Annotated in this window: 14 protein-coding genes; 11 read left to right on the forward strand and 3 right to left on the reverse strand. The window is 46.2% G+C overall.

Annotated elements, in window-relative coordinates:
* Nucleotides 1-4 precede the first annotated feature (4 nt).
* From P2G88_RS04445 to P2G88_RS04455, 3 genes are all read left to right on the forward strand, one after another.
* Nucleotides 5-760: a VacJ family lipoprotein gene (locus tag P2G88_RS04445; protein ID WP_275794527.1), complete on the forward strand. Its 756-nt coding sequence runs from the start codon at nt 5-7 to the stop codon at nt 758-760.
* A 96-nt stretch (nt 761-856) separates the two neighbouring features.
* Complete coding sequence (tviB, locus tag P2G88_RS04450; RefSeq protein WP_275794492.1) at nt 857-2,131, forward strand: Vi polysaccharide biosynthesis UDP-N-acetylglucosamine C-6 dehydrogenase TviB; 1,275 nt, start codon at nt 857-859, stop codon at nt 2,129-2,131.
* Between the two features lie 9 nt (nt 2,132-2,140).
* On the forward strand, nt 2,141-3,157 hold the full coding sequence (locus P2G88_RS04455; RefSeq protein WP_275794493.1) for an SDR family oxidoreductase: 1,017 nt from the start codon (nt 2,141-2,143) through the stop codon (nt 3,155-3,157).
* 131 nt (nt 3,158-3,288) lie between these two features.
* Here the strand turns inward: P2G88_RS04455 and galE are convergent, their stop codons facing one another.
* From galE to P2G88_RS04470, 3 genes are all read right to left on the reverse strand, one after another.
* The gene (galE, locus tag P2G88_RS04460; protein WP_275794494.1) at nt 3,289-4,320 is read right to left on the reverse strand and encodes a UDP-glucose 4-epimerase GalE; all 1,032 of its coding nucleotides are present in this window, start codon (nt 4,318-4,320) and stop codon (nt 3,289-3,291) included.
* Complete coding sequence (locus tag P2G88_RS04465; protein WP_275794495.1) at nt 4,320-4,619, reverse strand: DUF6170 family protein; 300 nt, start codon at nt 4,617-4,619, stop codon at nt 4,320-4,322. The genes galE and P2G88_RS04465 overlap by 1 nt, the downstream gene beginning before the upstream one ends.
* 102 nt (nt 4,620-4,721) lie before the next feature.
* Nucleotides 4,722-6,170 (reverse strand): peptide MFS transporter, encoded by a 1,449-nt coding sequence (locus P2G88_RS04470; protein WP_275794496.1) that lies wholly within the window; start codon nt 6,168-6,170, stop codon nt 4,722-4,724.
* Nucleotides 6,171-6,399: 229 nt separating this feature from the next.
* Between P2G88_RS04470 and P2G88_RS04475 the strand changes: the two genes are divergently transcribed.
* The 8 genes from P2G88_RS04475 to gspG all read left to right on the forward strand — a co-directional run bounded on the left by P2G88_RS04475 (nt 6,400) and on the right by gspG (nt 16,229).
* Entirely contained in the window at nt 6,400-9,078 is a 2,679-nt protein-coding gene (locus tag P2G88_RS04475; RefSeq protein WP_275794497.1) for an SLBB domain-containing protein, read from the forward strand.
* Nucleotides 9,078-10,001 (forward strand): Wzz/FepE/Etk N-terminal domain-containing protein, encoded by a 924-nt coding sequence (locus P2G88_RS04480; protein ID WP_275794499.1) that lies wholly within the window; start codon nt 9,078-9,080, stop codon nt 9,999-10,001. The genes P2G88_RS04475 and P2G88_RS04480 overlap by 1 nt, the downstream gene beginning before the upstream one ends.
* Before the next feature lie 16 nt (nt 10,002-10,017).
* Nucleotides 10,018-11,247 carry an O-antigen ligase family protein gene (locus P2G88_RS04485; RefSeq protein WP_275794500.1) on the forward strand — a complete coding sequence of 410 codons (1,230 nt, stop codon included), beginning with the start codon at nt 10,018-10,020 and terminating at the stop codon, nt 11,245-11,247.
* 29 nt (nt 11,248-11,276) lie between these two features.
* Nucleotides 11,277-12,440 (forward strand): glycosyltransferase, encoded by a 1,164-nt coding sequence (locus tag P2G88_RS04490; protein WP_275794502.1) that lies wholly within the window; start codon nt 11,277-11,279, stop codon nt 12,438-12,440.
* Between the two features lie 8 nt (nt 12,441-12,448).
* Nucleotides 12,449-13,765: a hypothetical protein gene (locus P2G88_RS04495; RefSeq protein WP_275794504.1), complete on the forward strand. Its 1,317-nt coding sequence runs from the start codon at nt 12,449-12,451 to the stop codon at nt 13,763-13,765.
* Nucleotides 13,766-13,807: 42 nt separating this feature from the next.
* Nucleotides 13,808-14,416 carry a sugar transferase gene (locus tag P2G88_RS04500; RefSeq protein ID WP_275794505.1) on the forward strand — a complete coding sequence of 203 codons (609 nt, stop codon included), beginning with the start codon at nt 13,808-13,810 and terminating at the stop codon, nt 14,414-14,416.
* Nucleotides 14,417-14,547: 131 nt separating this feature from the next.
* A complete protein-coding gene (locus tag P2G88_RS04505) occupies nt 14,548-15,831 on the forward strand; it encodes a lipopolysaccharide biosynthesis protein (RefSeq protein WP_275794506.1) in 1,284 nt (427 codons plus the stop codon).
* 2 nt (nt 15,832-15,833) lie between these two features.
* Entirely contained in the window at nt 15,834-16,229 is a 396-nt protein-coding gene (gspG, locus tag P2G88_RS04510; protein ID WP_275794507.1) for a type II secretion system major pseudopilin GspG, read from the forward strand.

A 16,229-nucleotide genomic window follows, 5' to 3' on the forward strand; every position in this document is an offset into this window, starting at 1 on the left:
GTTCATGTTCCTTGGGTTGAGCCTGCTACTGTTGGGGGGCTGTGCCACGCCTAATAACGCAGAGCAACAGGCGCAAACTAATCAGGTGGAAGAAAAATACTGGGATCCACTGGAGCCCGTAAACCGTGCTGTGTGGACCTTTAACTGGGACTACCTGGATGCCTATCTGGTTCGGCCCGTGGCAGTAGTGTATCGCGATTATATGCCCAATTTTGCCCGCAAAGGGTTGTTAAATGCAGCCGAAAACCTGGAAGAGCCTTCAAGTAGCATTAACAATTTACTGCAGGGTAAAGTAGGCCCCTCCATGGTCAGTCTGGGGCGTTTTGTTATCAACTCCACGGTTGGCCTGCTCGGTACAATCGACGTTGCCAAAGCCATGGGGCTGGAGCGCAAGGAAGAGGAGTTTGGCGAAGTGTTGGGTACCTGGGGCGTGGGCACTGGACCCTATTTAATGGTGCCTGCTATGGGGCCCAATGATGTTAGAAGTGGTGTGGGCGATGCGGTGGATTCGGCTTATTTCCCAATTGATAACCTTGCCTGGCAGCTGAACATTGTTCGGTTTGTGGTTAAAGGGCTTGAGAAACGTATTGATCTGGTGCAGCAAGAGGCGCTGCTCAATGAGGCTGTGGACCCTTACGCCATGGTCAAGGATATTTACTTTCAGAACCTGGAATTTAAAGTGAAAGATGGCCAGGTAGAAGTTAGTGAAGAGGAGCTGCAGTTAGATGAAGACATCGACAGCTTCCTCGATGATTTGTAGGAAAATCGTTGCTGGGCGTTGACTTGGCTGATAAATCCCTCACCATAGCAGGATGGTTTGTGGCCTGGTAACTCAGTTTTACTTGTGGATAAAGCAATGGATATTAGTAATTTGCATGTGGCCGTGATTGGCCTTGGCTACGTAGGGCTGCCACTGGCGGTGGAATTTGGTAAAAAGCGCAAAGTAATTGGCTTTGACATTAACAGCAAGCGAATCAGCGAGCTTAAAAAAGGGGTGGATTTTACCCTGGAAGTGGACAAGGAAGAGTTGCAGGAGGCCAAAGGGCTATCCTTTACCGACAGCCTGGATGAGCTGAAGGCCGCCAATGTCTTTATTGTCACCGTGCCTACGCCCATTGATGATTTTAAGCGTCCCGACCTGACTCCTCTTGTACGCGCCAGTGAAACTATCGGTAAAGTGCTTAAAAAAGGGGATATCGTGATTTACGAATCCACCGTTTATCCCGGCGCCACCGAAGAGGATTGTGTACCTGTGCTTGAGCGTGTGTCGGGCCTTAAGTTCAACCAGGATTTTTTTGCCGGCTACAGCCCAGAGCGCATTAACCCGGGTGATAAAGAGCACCGTGTTTCCACTATCAAAAAAGTGACCTCCGGCTCAACGCCTGAGGTGGCAAAAACCGTTGATGCTCTTTACCGTGAAATTATTGTCGCCGGTACCCATCTTGCCAGCTCTATCAAGGTGGCGGAGGCGGCTAAGGTCATCGAAAATACCCAACGCGACGTAAATATCGCCCTGATTAATGAACTGGCGATTATTTTTAATCGCATGGGAATCGACACCCTAGAAGTGCTTGAAGCGGCGGGTACCAAATGGAACTTTTTGCCCTTCAGACCCGGTTTGGTAGGTGGACATTGTATTGGCGTGGATCCTTACTATCTGACTCATAAGGCACAGGCTATCGGCTATCATCCGGAAATGATCTTAGCCGGACGCCGACTCAATGACGGCATGGGCGAATATGTGGTCAGTGAGTTGGTCAAGTCCATGATTAAAAAAGGCATTCAGGTACAAGGCGCGCGTGTCCTGGTGCTTGGATTGACCTTTAAAGAAAACTGTCCGGATTTGCGTAATACCCGTGTGGTAGACATTGTGGATGAGTTGAAGGAATACGGGGTTAACGTGGATATTCACGACCCTTGGGCATCGCCCGAAGAAGCCATGCATGAGTACGGACTGGAGTTGGTGGATAAACCCGATAGCAAAGCCTATGACGCGGTTATTCTGGCAGTGGCACACAAACAATTTAAGTCTTACGATGCTGCGGCACTATCTGCCATCTGCAAAGACAACCGCGTGATTTACGATCTGAAATATGCCTTCGATAAGGCACTGACCGATATGAGGCTATAGAAACTTCCTATGGACAACTACCAGGCATTACAGCAACGACTCAAGGCAGAGCCAAAAGTATGGCTGGTCACTGGAGTGGCAGGCTTTATCGGCTCCAACTTGTTGGAGACCTTGTTAAAGCTGGACCAAAAGGTGGTAGGGTTAGACAACTTTGCTACCGGACATCGGAAGAATCTGGATGAAGTGAAGTCTTTGGTTGGCGACAAACGCTGGGCCAATTTTCGTTTTATCGAAGGTGACATCCGTAAAAAAGCCGATTGCGAAGAAGCCGTTAAAGGTGTGGACTATGTGCTGCATCAGGCTGCCCTGGGATCTGTACCGCGTTCGTTGAATGATCCGGTAACCAGCAACGAAGTGAATATCAGTGGCTTCTTGAATATGCTGGTGGCTGCCAAGGAAGCATCAGTGCAGTCTTTTGTTTATGCCGCATCCAGCTCCACTTATGGCGATCACCCTGCTTTACCCAAAGTGGAAGAAAACATTGGTAAACCTCTGTCGCCCTATGCTGTGACAAAATACGTCAATGAACTCTATTCTGACGTTTTCTCAAGAGCATATGGTTTTCATAGCATTGGCTTGCGCTATTTTAATGTGTTTGGACGACGTCAGGATCCTAACGGTGCTTATGCCGCTGTGATCCCCAAATGGACGGCGGCCATGACCCTGAATCAGGAAGTGCATATCAATGGTGACGGCGAGACCAGTCGAGACTTCTGTTATGTGGAAAATGCGGTGCAGGCTAACTTACTGGCCGCCACTACGCCGGTAGAAAATAGCGAAGTCTTCAATGTGGCTGTCGGGGACAGAACCACGCTGAATCAACTGTTTCATGCCATCAAAGATGCGTTGGCTGAACAAGGCGTGACCTACAACCGTAAGCCTGTATACCGTGACTTTCGTGCAGGCGATGTGCGCCACTCCCAGGCTGACGTGAGTAAGGCCGAGCGGATTCTGGGCTATCAGCCACAGTTTCATATTTTTGATGGTATTAGCCTGACCATGCCTTGGTATATTAAAAACCAGTAAGCTGGGGGCAGAACAAGAAAAAGGAGCGAATTTCGCTCCTTTTTTCGTTTATCACCGCAGGATCACTGAGAACACAGAGAGAGCAAGGAGGAGGGTGTTAACATGCATCACTCCTCAGACTTCACTGATATTCACTTCTCGCTTTCATGTCGATATCCATCGGGGTTCTTGGACTGCCAACGCCAGGTATCGGCACACATTTCCTCGATACCTTTGTGCGCTTGCCAACCAAGTTCTTGAAGCGCCAATGAAGGGTCTGCATAACAGGATGCCACGTCGCCTTCTCGTCTTGGGGCGATTTTGTATGTCACTTGCTGACCGCTGGCTTGCTCGAAGGCTTTGATCATATCCAGAACGCTATAGCCCTGTCCGGTACCGAGATTATAAGTCACCACGCCAGGTGAGCTTTGCAGTTTGATCAACGCTTTTAGGTGCCCATTGGCCAAGTCTTCTACATGGATATAGTCTCTGACGCCGGTACCATCGGGGGTGTCGTAGTCATCACCAAATACAGACAGGCATTCACGTCGTCCGCAAGCCACCTGAGCGATAAATGGCATCAGATTATTGGGTATGCCGTTAGGATCTTCTCCTATTTCGCCAGAGAGATGGGCACCCACAGGGTTAAAGTAACGGAGTAGGGCGATATTCCAGTCCGGATCGGCCTTGTAAAGGTCCTTAAGGATCAACTCCACCATCAGCTTGGACTGGCCATAAGGGTTTGTTGGCTGACCGGTGGGCATGCTTTCAACAAGCGGCAGAGCGATAGGATCGCCATATACTGTGGCCGATGAACTGAATACCAGGTTTTTTACATTGTGCCTGGCCATGGCTTCGCAAAGCACCAGGGTGCCATAGACGTTATTGTCGTAGTACCTTAATGGCAATTGTACGGATTCACCGACCGCTTTGAGGCCGGCGAAATGAATAACGGCATCTACCCGCTTTAGGGAAAATGTTTCGTCAAGGAGACGGGGATCACGAATGTCACCTTCGACGAAGCGCAGACGTTTGCCTGTGAGCTTTTGCACCCGATGCAGAGATTGAGCAGAAGCGTTACTGAGATTATCGACTACCGTGACCTCATCGCCTTGTTCGAGCAATTGCAGCACAGTGTGGCTACCGATATAACCGGCACCGCCGGTAACTAATATATGCGCCATCAGGATTCCTTTTGTGTTGGCGAACTCAGATATTTATTGCAGAGTCCGTATTGCAAGGGCTTCAGCAGCAGCGGAAAAGCGGTTGCCACTAAGAATGCCCAGAGTAATGAAGTCCACTCCTGACCTGACCGCAAAATCAGCACGAAGATAGGGATAAGGATCACCAGCTTCAGCACATTGAGCAGTAACTTCTCAGGACCTGTTAATTTTGCCTGCGCTAACTGCACTTGTTGTAACCTTTGGGTCAAGGGTAAGTGCCTCAGAGCAGGTATTTGCCGGGTGGAAAAATAGAACTTCATTGGCCGTTTAGTCATTTCATCATAAGCCAATGATACTGAGATGCCCCGATGCTTACAAAGAAAAACGCCCGGATAATCCGGGCGTTTGACAGCAGAGCCTTATTATTTAATCGGCTCTTCTGTCATGCCTTCGTGAGTGGCCGTGACAGACAACTCTTCGTTAAACTCATCTTCTAGGTCTCTATGAGTATCACCTTCAGCGCCGTGCATCCAATCCACCAACTTATTGGCGCTTAAAAACACGATGCCACCGGTAACCAGACCGGCAATACCCACAGAAGCAAAGATAGCCAGGGCATTTTCAACCTGCGCTTCGCCTTCGCCAACAAAGGAGCCGACCACACCGGCAAGCTTGTTAGCAATGGCGGTACACAGGAACCAGGCACCCATTAACAGCGAGGTAAACTTAAGCGGGGCCAGTTTGGATACCATAGACAGACCAATGGGGGAGAGGCAAAGCTCACCCAAGGTATGGAAAAGATAAGCAAATACCAGGAACAACATGCTGACCTTAACGCTGGTGTCGCCACCTTGCACCATGGTCGCCCAAACCATTACGAAGAAGCCCAGAGACAGGAACACCATAGCCAGGGCAAATTTCACCGGCGAGGTGGGCTCTTTCTTGCCCATGCCCACCCAGATGGAGGCTACAACTGGGGCAAACAGAATAATAAACATGGCGTTTAAGGACTGGAACCAGGACGCCGGCACTTCAAAGCCGAACAGATCACGATCGGTGAAGCTGGAGGCGTAGATATTGAACAAACCACCCGCCTGCTCGAAACCCACCCAGAAAATGATGGAGAAGATGCTCATGACCAAAATCACTTTGGTGCGGTCTTTTTCTTCTTTGGTCAGGGCCGTGGAAGCCATATTGGCTTTATTCTGCTGATTGAGCTTGGCAGAGGGCACCACACCGATCTCACCGAGATACTTGTTGGCCAAGGTTAATTGCAGGGCCAAACCAATCAACATGCCGCAACCGGCAGCGATAAAGCCATAGTGCCAGTTAACCTGTTCACCCAGGTAACCAACAATCAGAGGTGACAGAAACGCACCGAGGTTAATACCCATATAGAAGATAGTGAAAGCACCATCACGACGGTGATCACCTTCATGATAGAGATCACCCACCAGGCTGGAAACGTTGGCTTTAAACAAGCCGTTACCGGTACAAATAAGCACCAATCCGAAATAAAACACTTCCAGCTCAAAGCCGGGGATCATGGTTTTGGGAATACCCAGAGTGAAATAGCCCAAAGAGAAGAAAATACCGCCAAGGATAATAGCCTTGCGCTGACCGATAAAATTATCTGCCAACCAGCCGCCAATCAGGGGAGTGAGATATACGGCCATGGTGAAGGTGCCGTAGAGTCGCAGCGCATCGCCATTGGTCCAGCCAAAACCACCGTCTTCCACGGCAGCAACAAGATACAGTACCAACAGGGCGCGCATGCCATAATAGCCAAAGCGCTCCCACATCTCAGTACCAAATAAGAGGAACAGGCCTTTGGGATGTCCCATCAGGGTTCCCGCACTGGGTGCCTTCATTTATTCTTCCTTATCATACTAGTTATTCGGAATACGGGCGTCCGCCGCCCGAGGTCAGCCCCCGGTTATACCGCCGAAGGGGGGCAAAAGCAAGAATGGGATACAGCCAGTCATTCCGCTAATCCCTTCCGTAATGCTTCGAAAAGCGTCGTCATTGGGTTAGAATCGCCAGCTTGTTCATTTCGAACCTCAAATATAAACAGCAGCAAGAGCAGGAATACTATTGCTTATGAAGTCCAAACTTTTCATCGCGCTGATAGCATCATTGTGTCTTCTCGCGCCAATAACGGCACCAGCCCAAAGCTTCACGCCAACCGATGAACAAATTCAGATGTTCAAAAAACTCTCTCCATCCCAGCAGGAGGCATTGGCCAAAAAGTACGGTCTGGATATGAATATGCTTGGAATCCAGCAAACAGGCAACGAGCCCAGCCGCACCAATGAGCAGCTAATGATGTTGCCGAGAGGTGAACATTTGTCTGAAGACGAAGAGCAGGAAGTTCAAGAAGAGGATGGTAAGAAAGGTAAGAAAAAAGAAGAAGAAATAAAGCCTTTCGGTTATGACATCTTTGCTGCTCAACCTACTACTTTTTCACCTCTGTCCAACGCTCCGGTACCTCTGAGTTATGTGATAGGACCTGGTGATTCTTTGCTTGTAAATATCTATGGCAAAGAAAACAAACAGCTTGAAGTTAAGGTCTCCAGTGAGGGCAAAATAGAGCTTCCTGGTCTGGCACCTGTTTCAGTCGTTGGATTGACTTACAAGGAAGTTAAAGAGTTGCTGACCGAAGAGATCAGCAATCAATTATTGGGGGTTAAGGCTAGCATCTCTTTTGGTGAGCTGCGTTCTATACAGGTTTTTATCGTGGGCGAAGTATTTACGCCCGGCGCTTACACTGTTAGCTCGTTGGCAACTATCACTCATGCACTGTTTGTGTCAGGCGGTATAAAAGAAAATGGGTCATTGCGAAAAGTACAGCTTAAGCGGGCAGGGAAAACTATTCAAACCATGGATCTGTACGACTTTATCCTTAAGGGGGATGCCAGCAATGACGCTCTTCTGCAATCTGGCGACGTTATTTTTGTTCCGTCCGTTGGTCGCACTGTTACCGTCAAAGGAGCGGTTAAACGTCCTGCTATTTATGAATTGATTGAAGGCGAAACATACAAAGATCTGCTGGAAATGTCTGGAAACGCTAAGGCTAGTGCCTTGCTTAATTCTGTCAGCTTGCATCTATATAGAAACGGTGTGAAGAAGCTCGTCAATATGGACTTTTCGTCGGCCAGCCAGAATGACCCGATAGCAATGGGACTCAATGAAATGGTTGTGCCTGAAGTCAACGACAGATTTGGAAATGCCGTTCAGGTGCTGGGTGAAGTCTCTCAGACAGGTTTTTTTGAATGGCAGCAGGGGTTAACCGTTAAATCCTTGATCGGCTCAGAAGTCTCCTTTTTTACTGTACATACTGACCTTTATTATGCACTTATTCTAAGGGAAGTTAATGGAGGTATTTCAGTCCATCAGTTCAATCCCTATCAGGTCATTCAAGGGACTTCAGACGATATTCCTCTGGATGTTAATGATATGGTCGTTTTCTTCTCTCGATATTCAAATTCTGACCAGTTGCTCAGCTTTAAGGATTTGTCTGCGGAGGAAGAGAGAGACGAGTTGATAAAGGAGCGGGTAGGTAAAACTATCGAGGAAAAGTTTTTTTGGGATCTGTATTACTCCGTAACCCAGCCTGACATTAAAGTGCAGTTAACGCCTACAGATGTTCCGTCTATCTATGAACTGGAAAACGTTCGGCTCGCAGAATTAGTTGATAAATACCAGATTCACAGATGGAACAAGACCTCTCGTCAGTATCTACTTTGGCCCATTTACGAAAGAATTCTCAACAAGACTTTCTATAGCCAGCGACTGCCGTTAATTGAAGTGACGGGTAATGTCAGATTTCCTGGCACCTATCCACTCGAAATTGGTTTAACGTTAAAAGAAGCCTTTGAAGCCGCAGGCGGTTTAACCGACATTGCTGCTGAAGTTGTAAAAATCTCAAGGGTGGATGAGAACGGTGGTGTTGAACAATTTGATGTGCTTGTTGAAGATGCCGATGAATTCGTGCTTAGCGAAAGAGATGTGGTGTCTATTTTCCCGAGGCCATCAACAAATGAATACCTCACGGTGCAGATATTCGGTGAAGTGCTTTACCCTGGTAGTTATACATTCAAACGCGGCACAAAGTTGTCCAAGCTTATTGAACAGGCCGGTGGCTTAACCAGCCATGCGTTACCTCAAGGTGCAGTATTTACGAGGCTTGATTTAAAACAAAAGGAAAAGAAAAACCTGCTCGAACTGGCTGATGAACTTAGAAAACAGCTCGCGGCCAAGAAGTTGACGCAAAGCGTCACTGAAACCGGTACAACCAGTTATGCCGAGTTGCAAAGAGTTCTCCAAGATTTGACAGATGTCGAGGCCATAGGGCGGATGGTTATCGACTTACCCTCTATTCTAGAAGGTAATGAGAAGGCTGATATCTTGATGATTCGCGGTGATGTGTTGCATATCCCCCCGCAGAGTGAGACCGTCAGCGTTATTGGTGAAGTGTATCTGCCGACCTCGCATCGCTATAAATCTGATATGTCTTTGAACGACTATCTTCTTGCCAGTGGGGGTATAAAACGGTTGGGGGACGATGAGAATGTTTACGTGATTAAAGCAAATGGTTCAGTAGAACGGCCAGAATCGTCCTCCTTCTGGTTCGCTTCAAATTCGAGCCGTTTGTCCGCTGGCGATACTATTGTAGTACCCATGGATACAGCTCCCATTGACAATTTGACCCTTTGGTCAACTGTTACGCAAATCCTTTATCAGACAGGTGTAGCAATCGCTGCAATAGGATCATTGTAATGAATTCAAACTCAATGGTAGCAGGTCGAGAAATCGACTTAGCCGCTTGTGTGGCAATACTGCTAAATCATAAGTGGAAGATTGTTATCTTTTCTTCTTTGGTTGCGATGCTTGCCGCTATCGGAACTTTGTTTATCGAGAATACCTATCGTTCTGTGACTGTGTTAAAGCAGGTTAAATCCGATGGTGAACTAAGCGGCTTGCAAAGTATGGCATCACAATTCGGCGGGTTAGCAAGTTTAGCTGGCATCAATCTTCAGGAATCGGAAGACGACTCCACCCTGTCTCTTTCGATTTTAAAAACCCGACAGTTTGTATTGGAGTTTATTAATGAGAATGATCTAGCCATTCCACTTATTGCCGGGAAAGCCTGGAGTTGGGAAAAGCGGAGTTTCATCATTGACGAGGATCTGTACAAAAATGGAGAGTGGAGAATTGAGAGCAATGATGGTTCTTTTAGAGAACCTAATCAAACGGAACTGTTTGATGCATTCAATGATATCTTCAGTGTGAATCAAGATGTCGAAACCGGGTTGATTAAGTTGTCTATAGAGTCATACTCACCTTCCTTAGCCGCGGTTTGGTTGTCCCTGATTGTTGATAAAATTAATCTGGTGATGAAAGAAAATGCTTTGAAGGAATCAGAAGCAAAAATTGCATATCTAGAGGAGAAGATACGAAATACAGATCTTTCAAGCATTAAAAGTGTTTTTTCCCAGCTTATTGAGAATGAGTTGCAAAGGAAAATGTTGCTTGATACTAAGGAGCAGTATGTTCTAAAAACTATTGACCCGCCTTATATTCCGGATGAAAAATTCAAACCTTTAAGGGCAGTGATCGTTATTTTGATTTTCGTTGGCGCAGTAATTCTCAGCTCAGTGGTTGTGTTGTATCGATACAGTCCAAAAAATACGTCAGCATAAAACATTTGAATATTGAATGATTGAGTTACTATCGGCACTATTAATGGTCAGTGGTCCTTTAAAGGGCCACATCCAGATTTTTGCCTCTGGCTTTCCAGATATAACACTGCTATGTCTAATATTTCTTTTTCTGGATATGCTATTAAAAGTCATCATTTTTAAAAGTTTTTCTATAAGGAAGGAAGCCAGTGTTGTTGGATTTTGCATGCTGCTCTTTCTCTCTTGGATGGCTTTTTCAAGCATATACACGAGTTCTGAGTTTAATTATCTGACAAAATTTTCAATGTTTCTGATACCCTTTTTTTGTTTTGCGTTGCCGGTTTTTTACAGGGAATTTGATCTGGAAAAATTCACCAAGTACTTAATTATTTTCTCATTTCTAACATGTTGTATTTTTTTATATTTTTTCCCCAAGTGGCGCTTAGGCTTGCTAGCCGGTCAGAGCTTTAATCTGGAATCGCTTAAAACGCTTTATTTAGGTGTTGGTGGGCTGTGTGCACTATGCATTATGACCCTTTTTTTAAAGAAAACCAATTTGGTTATTAAGTGGCTGCTGATATTGTTTTTTGGCGTAACGCTTTTTGTGTCAGGTGCTAGAGCACCGCTAGTTTTTCTGGTTTTGGTTCTGTTAATACTTTTCTCCATGCCCTTTGCAAAAGCTTTGGCCTCCAAGCGTGTCTCCATTGAATCGTTAAAATTGACAATAATCGGAGGGTTAATGCTTCTTGCCTTCTCTGTCTTTGCAACAAGATATGCAGAGAAATCCGAAGAAATTGTTAAATTGCTGTCAATGAGTGCGGAGCGAATTATGCTTCTGGTAAGTAATGATCAGGGGGCGTCAATAAATACCAGGTACTCTCATATAGACTTTTCTTTGGATGGTATCAACGAAAGTCCCATTGTAGGTCATGGGTTAGGAAGTTACTCCCGAAATTTTCACGGTTTTGATGGGATGGACTACCCTCATAATCTTTTCCTTGAAGTAGGGTATGAGCTTGGATTTGTTGGGGTTGTTTTGATTTCCATTCCATTGTTGATTGGTTTTATTACATCATTAAATGGACGAAGCACTTACGTATTCGCCGTATTCTTCTTCTTGTTCTTAAATTCAATGAAGTCTTTTTCCTATGTTGAGAATAGACAGTTCTTTTTCTTTCTGGGTTTAACTGTTTCTATGGTTACTCTTCGGGGGGGGGAGGGGCGTGCACGGGGAAAAGTGGATTTTTCTGAAGAACGTTCCGCTTAGACTTTTTAACGCAATTTTCCGGTGAAAATATGTTGGTGCATATCTGTAATAATTATGTTTCCTCTAGAGTGCATAATAATTTAATTCATGCTTTATCACGAAGTGGTGTGTCGCAACAGGATGTTTTTGTGCCGGTAAGGCGAGATAAAGACGTGGGAATTGCTGATGTCGAAGCAAATGGCATTGCTACATTCTTTAGGAGATTGAACGGTCCAGTAATTCGATTTTTTCCCCTGTTGAAAGTGATATGGTTTGCACAGGCCCTTTTTGGGCATTTAAGACACCGCGTCAAGGATAATAACACAATACTCTTTGCTCACACTGCTTGGAGCGATGGTGTTCCTGCTTACCTTTGCAGTAAGTTTCTGGGATTGCCCTACATTATTGTTGTTAGAAACACCGACCTGAATTGGTTTATTCCAAAGCTGCCATGGTACCGATGGTTAGTCAGAAAGGTGTTAAAAAATGCGTCTGAGGTTGTGTTTCTATCTGAGGCTTACAAAAATCGCCTTAAAGAGCGTTATCCAGGTCTCTTTTACTGTCGTAACTTATACAAAGTACTTCCGAATGGGATTGACAATTATTGGATAGAGAATGTCAATAGCACAAAGGGAGGGGAATGTAGTGCTAAGACGGTTTGCTACGTTGGTAAGTTTGACAAAAATAAGAATTTACCTGCGATTTTAAACTCTGTGTCCATTGCCAGAAAGGAGGTTCCGAGCCTTCGATTAATAATGGTAGGTGGGTCATGGGAAAAGTTGCAGCAGCTAACAGGGATTGTTGATAGACCTGATTGGTTGGATGTCCACGAGCATATGACCGAAAAGGATAAGGTTCGCGATGTATACAGGCAATCCTCCGTTTTCCTGATGCCTTCGTTTCACGAATCATTTGGATTAGTTTACATCGAGGCTCTGAGCCAAGGTTGTCCAGTCATTTGTTCCTTTGGTGAAGCTATAGATGGGATGTTTCAAGGTAGTGGCATCCTCGAGAGTGTCGACCCCAAAGATGATGCGGGGATAGCGGCAGCTATCATTGCTCATTTGAAAAGGTGGCCCAGAGGCATTCCGCAGAACATCATTGCCAGAGAGATTGATGACTTCAACTGGAGTAACATTGCTCAACAGTATGTGTCGATTTTTCATCGTATCTGTGTGGATTTTGATAAGGTCAACATGAGGAATGTTAAGTGAGCAGGTACATGAGCTATTGTAAGTATATGTTTGTTTTCCAAATGTGTATCGCTGTTATTGGCTGTGGTGGAAGCTCCGGGGATGTAGATATCATTACTCCAGAGCCTCCAGCGCCGCCTGCAAAAAACGAGAGGATTCTGGAATTGTGGGGGGGCACAGGCGAACGCTACCTTCAGGGCGAACTGTGGTTGCCCTCAGAAAACTATGATGCAGCCCATGTGCTTATGGTGCCTTTACATTGGAGTTTCCTGCGGTCTGAACAATCCTTCGTACAGGAAGATTTTGTTGAGTTTTTCACGCGATATGAAAGAGTCTTTGAGGAAACACTCGATACTCATTTCCAACGCCGATTGCAATTTTTCTATCTGAACACCCAATTTTTGAAGTTGATTATCCAGTCTGGAGCAGAATTTGATGAGCATCAGCAGTCTCTTTACAAAAAAATACTACAAAACCTGGAAGAGCTGTGGACCAATGCGGAAGTGACAACCTATGGTGGCCGTGTGTTTTCAGGGGGGATGCGCGAGAGACTGGATTTCAAACTTAATGAATTTGCGCCGAACCCGGAGTACGCCAGGGCTATTTTTGATGAGGAGTTTCATTTCCTTTCAGTTTCGGCTGACATTGCTTTTATTACTAACGCGCTTGACTTGACACAACCAGTATTTTTAACAGAAATACTGAGTTACGCATCCACGCTATATGCCCAAGAGAGTCTGCTCACCGATGAAGGTGGCTGGTTGTTCCAACCTGGCGTATGGAGCCATTATCGTGACTACCGATATGCAGGCAATGAAATATTGGTGCCGGATCTTGTCGAGATGATATTGGATGATATTGCCACTGATTCTTCTCATTTGCATCGGATGCCACTTTGGTTGCTTAGTTTAAGAGATGCCTATTCTGTGCAGAGTGATGAGTATCAGTTATTCGATGATCTTTTTGGCCGTTTAAAGTGGCAATTTGAAAACCACATTCTGGTTTCTGCGACTGCAGAGTTCCAGGCTCCCAGAATGAACAATTATTCAGATGGCAGAAATGGGGTATATCGGTACAATTATGCAACTGTAGGGGATAATTTGGGTTACGGTCCTTACCAGAACTCAGGTAATTTGATGCTCAGCTGGTATTCCTTTTTGAAGAGTACCAAGTTGAAATCGGATTTTTCCAACATGACTTTTCCTTTAAACGATAATATTTTGGAAACCTACGTAGGCCCCAACACTACCAGGGAGAGAAACCCTTTGGTTGCTTGGCCTGCTTATTTCAGCAATGGTTTTTCGGAACTTTATGTGCTGATGAGCCAGGACATCATGGCCCAATAAAGGTAGAATCCTCGCCGCTTTCGTATGTAATAACGTGAACAGATGACAATCTATCCAATTTTCAAAGCAGTGGCAGACCGCGTGTTTGCCGCTGTGTTGCTTGTGCTTACTCTTCCGCTATCGTTTACAGTGGCGTTGCTGCTCGCTTTTAGTCTCAAAGGTAGCCCGTTTTTTATTCAAGTTAGGCCTGGTCGCCACGAAAGGCATTTTAAGTTAATTAAGTTTCGCACTATGACTTCAGACACGGACAGCAACGGACAACTGCTGCCAGACCTAAATCGACTCACCAAACTGGGCGCACTGGTCAGAAAAACCAGCCTTGACGAGTTGCCACAATTGTTAAATATCCTGAAGGGTGATATGTCCTTTATCGGCCCGAGGCCGCTATTGGTAGAGTATCTGCCGCTTTACAGTGAAGAGGAAAGGCGCCGTCATAGTGTCAAACCCGGGATTACAGGCCTGGCGCAGGTGAATGGTCGAAATGCCATAAGTTGGAAGCAAAAGTTTCACTATGATTTGCTCTACGTGGACAATATGTCCCTGCAGATGGATATTAAGATAGTTTTACTGACGGTGAAAAAAGTACTGGGTGCGGAGGGAGTAAATGCCTCAGCCAAGGTTACTATGAGCAAATATAATGGGCACAATTAGCGCTTATTCATTCATAGTGGGATGGGAAATTGTATAACGCCTTCTGCAGTGTTTTTGCGTGAATGTGTAACGCCCTGTTCTGTTTGATCAAGCAACTTAAGGTTGCTTATTGATGTCAGCAGGGGACCTAGATGTTAAGTAGCCATCGTTTTATGAAATTGGGTTCAATACGCAAGCCCCTGTTGCAGGTGATGTCAGGGGCGGTGCTGGCGCAACTTATCACCCTGGCGGTCGTGCCCTTACTTACCCGGCTCTACAGCCCCGAGCAATTTGGTCAGTTCGGCGTTTTTATGAGCGTGTCCGGAATACTTTCTGCCGTATTCTGTCTGCGCTTTGAGTTAGCCGTTTATGCTTGTCGCACCGAGCGTCAGGCCAGGGCGACAGTGGTGCTCGGCGGCCTTTTCGCTTTTATTAATCTTGTATTTTTCAGCTGTGTTGCCATGTTCTCAGGGGTTTATGCGGGGCTCCTCCCAGAAGGTATAGAGCCTGCCTTACTCTTTGTACCGCTGGCGTCCGCAGCTATTGCCGTGTTTCTATTGCTGTCCAATTACCTCGGATGGCGACAGCAGTTTAAGGTGGTTGCCGTTGCCAAGGTGGTTCGTTCGGCGGCCATTGCAATAGCACAGACGGTTATGGTTATCTTGCCGTCTATCGGCCTGGTCTTGGGTGATGTGGTTGGCCGGGTGCTTAGCTTGTTTATGCTGTGCAGTAAGAGTGGCCAATCTGTGCGTAATCGACGTCCGCTGCGTCGTCGATTTTATCTAAGTCTGATAAGGAGGCATCGCCGTTTTATCCGCATTTCGACTCCGGCAGCCTTGTTGAACGTATCTGTTACCCAGGCGCCTACAGTGTTCCTGGCAGCGTTATTTTCCATTGAGGCGGCAGGTTTCTACGCCTTGGCGCAGAAGGTGATGGCGGCTCCCATGGTGTTAATTGGTCAGGCAGTGAGCCAGGTTTATAATGCGCAGTTCAGTAGGTTATGGAAGTCCCATCGCTCGGCATGTCACTCAATGCTGCAACGAGCCATGCTCAGATTGTTTCTGATAGGACTGGGTCCGATGTTACTGCTGGCCATGATCGCTCCTTGGTTGTTCAGTTGGCTGCTTGGTGCCCAGTGGGAAAAGGTTGGGGAATTCGTTAGAATTCTGGCTCCCATGTTCCTGGCTCAGTTTGTGGTATCCCCCTTTATTAATCTGACCGCTATTGCCAATAAACAGGGAACGCTTTTCCTCTGGGATAGTCTGAGACTGATTCTGGTGGTGGCTTGTTTTGTCCTGTCTGCGCAGACGGCAGCCTCGGCTGAAGTGGCATTGGTCGGTTTCAGTCTGGGGATGAGCGTATGTTACTTGCTGATGTATGTGCTTTTGAATAGGATTGCGTCTTCAAAAGAGACGGTAATTGGAGGGGTAGAGTAAAAATGCAAAATAAACCAGTTCGGGGATTTACGTTAATAGAATTGCTGATAGTAATGGTCATCCTCGGTCTGTTGGCGTCTTTGGTTGGCCCAGCCATGTTTGGGAAGGTTGATTCATCTAAAGAAAAGACGGCGCAAGCGCAAATGCAGTTGATTGCTACGGCATTAGATACCTTCAGACTGGACAATGGTCAGTATCCGGCGCGTCTGGAGGAGTTACGTACTTCCAACCTGCCTACATGGGATGGTCCCTACTTTCCCAAAGAAATCCCCGCTGATCCCTGGGGGCAACCCTATGAGTATTCAGTGAATACCGATAGCAATTCTTTCAAGCTGTTGTCAAAAGGTAAAAACGGCACCCAGGAAGAAGGTGAAAACAGTGATGACATTGTGTTCTAA

Source organism: Aliiglaciecola sp. CAU 1673 (genome assembly GCF_029223185.1).
Taxonomy (GTDB): Bacteria; Pseudomonadota; Gammaproteobacteria; order Enterobacterales; family Alteromonadaceae; genus Bowmanella.

What these genes read in the sequence shown, in the direction of transcription:
- P2G88_RS04445 (WP_275794527.1), top strand. Translation starts at nt 5, where the DNA reads ATGTTCCTTGGGTTGAGCCTGCTACTGTTGGGGGGCTGTGCCACGCCT.
- tviB (WP_275794492.1), top strand. Translation starts at nt 857, where the DNA reads ATGGATATTAGTAATTTGCATGTGGCCGTGATTGGCCTTGGCTACGTA.
- P2G88_RS04455 (WP_275794493.1), top strand. Translation starts at nt 2,141, where the DNA reads ATGGACAACTACCAGGCATTACAGCAACGACTCAAGGCAGAGCCAAAA.
- galE (WP_275794494.1), bottom strand. Translation starts at nt 4,320, where the DNA reads ATGGCGCATATATTAGTTACCGGCGGTGCCGGTTATATCGGTAGCCAC.
- P2G88_RS04465 (WP_275794495.1), bottom strand. Translation starts at nt 4,619, where the DNA reads ATGAAGTTCTATTTTTCCACCCGGCAAATACCTGCTCTGAGGCACTTA.
- P2G88_RS04470 (WP_275794496.1), bottom strand. Translation starts at nt 6,170, where the DNA reads ATGAAGGCACCCAGTGCGGGAACCCTGATGGGACATCCCAAAGGCCTG.
- P2G88_RS04475 (WP_275794497.1), top strand. Translation starts at nt 6,400, where the DNA reads ATGAAGTCCAAACTTTTCATCGCGCTGATAGCATCATTGTGTCTTCTC.
- P2G88_RS04480 (WP_275794499.1), top strand. Translation starts at nt 9,078, where the DNA reads ATGAATTCAAACTCAATGGTAGCAGGTCGAGAAATCGACTTAGCCGCT.
- P2G88_RS04485 (WP_275794500.1), top strand. Translation starts at nt 10,018, where the DNA reads ATGATTGAGTTACTATCGGCACTATTAATGGTCAGTGGTCCTTTAAAG.
- P2G88_RS04490 (WP_275794502.1), top strand. Translation starts at nt 11,277, where the DNA reads ATGTTGGTGCATATCTGTAATAATTATGTTTCCTCTAGAGTGCATAAT.
- P2G88_RS04495 (WP_275794504.1), top strand. Translation starts at nt 12,449, where the DNA reads ATGAGCTATTGTAAGTATATGTTTGTTTTCCAAATGTGTATCGCTGTT.
- P2G88_RS04500 (WP_275794505.1), top strand. Translation starts at nt 13,808, where the DNA reads ATGACAATCTATCCAATTTTCAAAGCAGTGGCAGACCGCGTGTTTGCC.
- P2G88_RS04505 (WP_275794506.1), top strand. Translation starts at nt 14,548, where the DNA reads ATGTTAAGTAGCCATCGTTTTATGAAATTGGGTTCAATACGCAAGCCC.
- gspG (WP_275794507.1), top strand. Translation starts at nt 15,834, where the DNA reads ATGCAAAATAAACCAGTTCGGGGATTTACGTTAATAGAATTGCTGATA.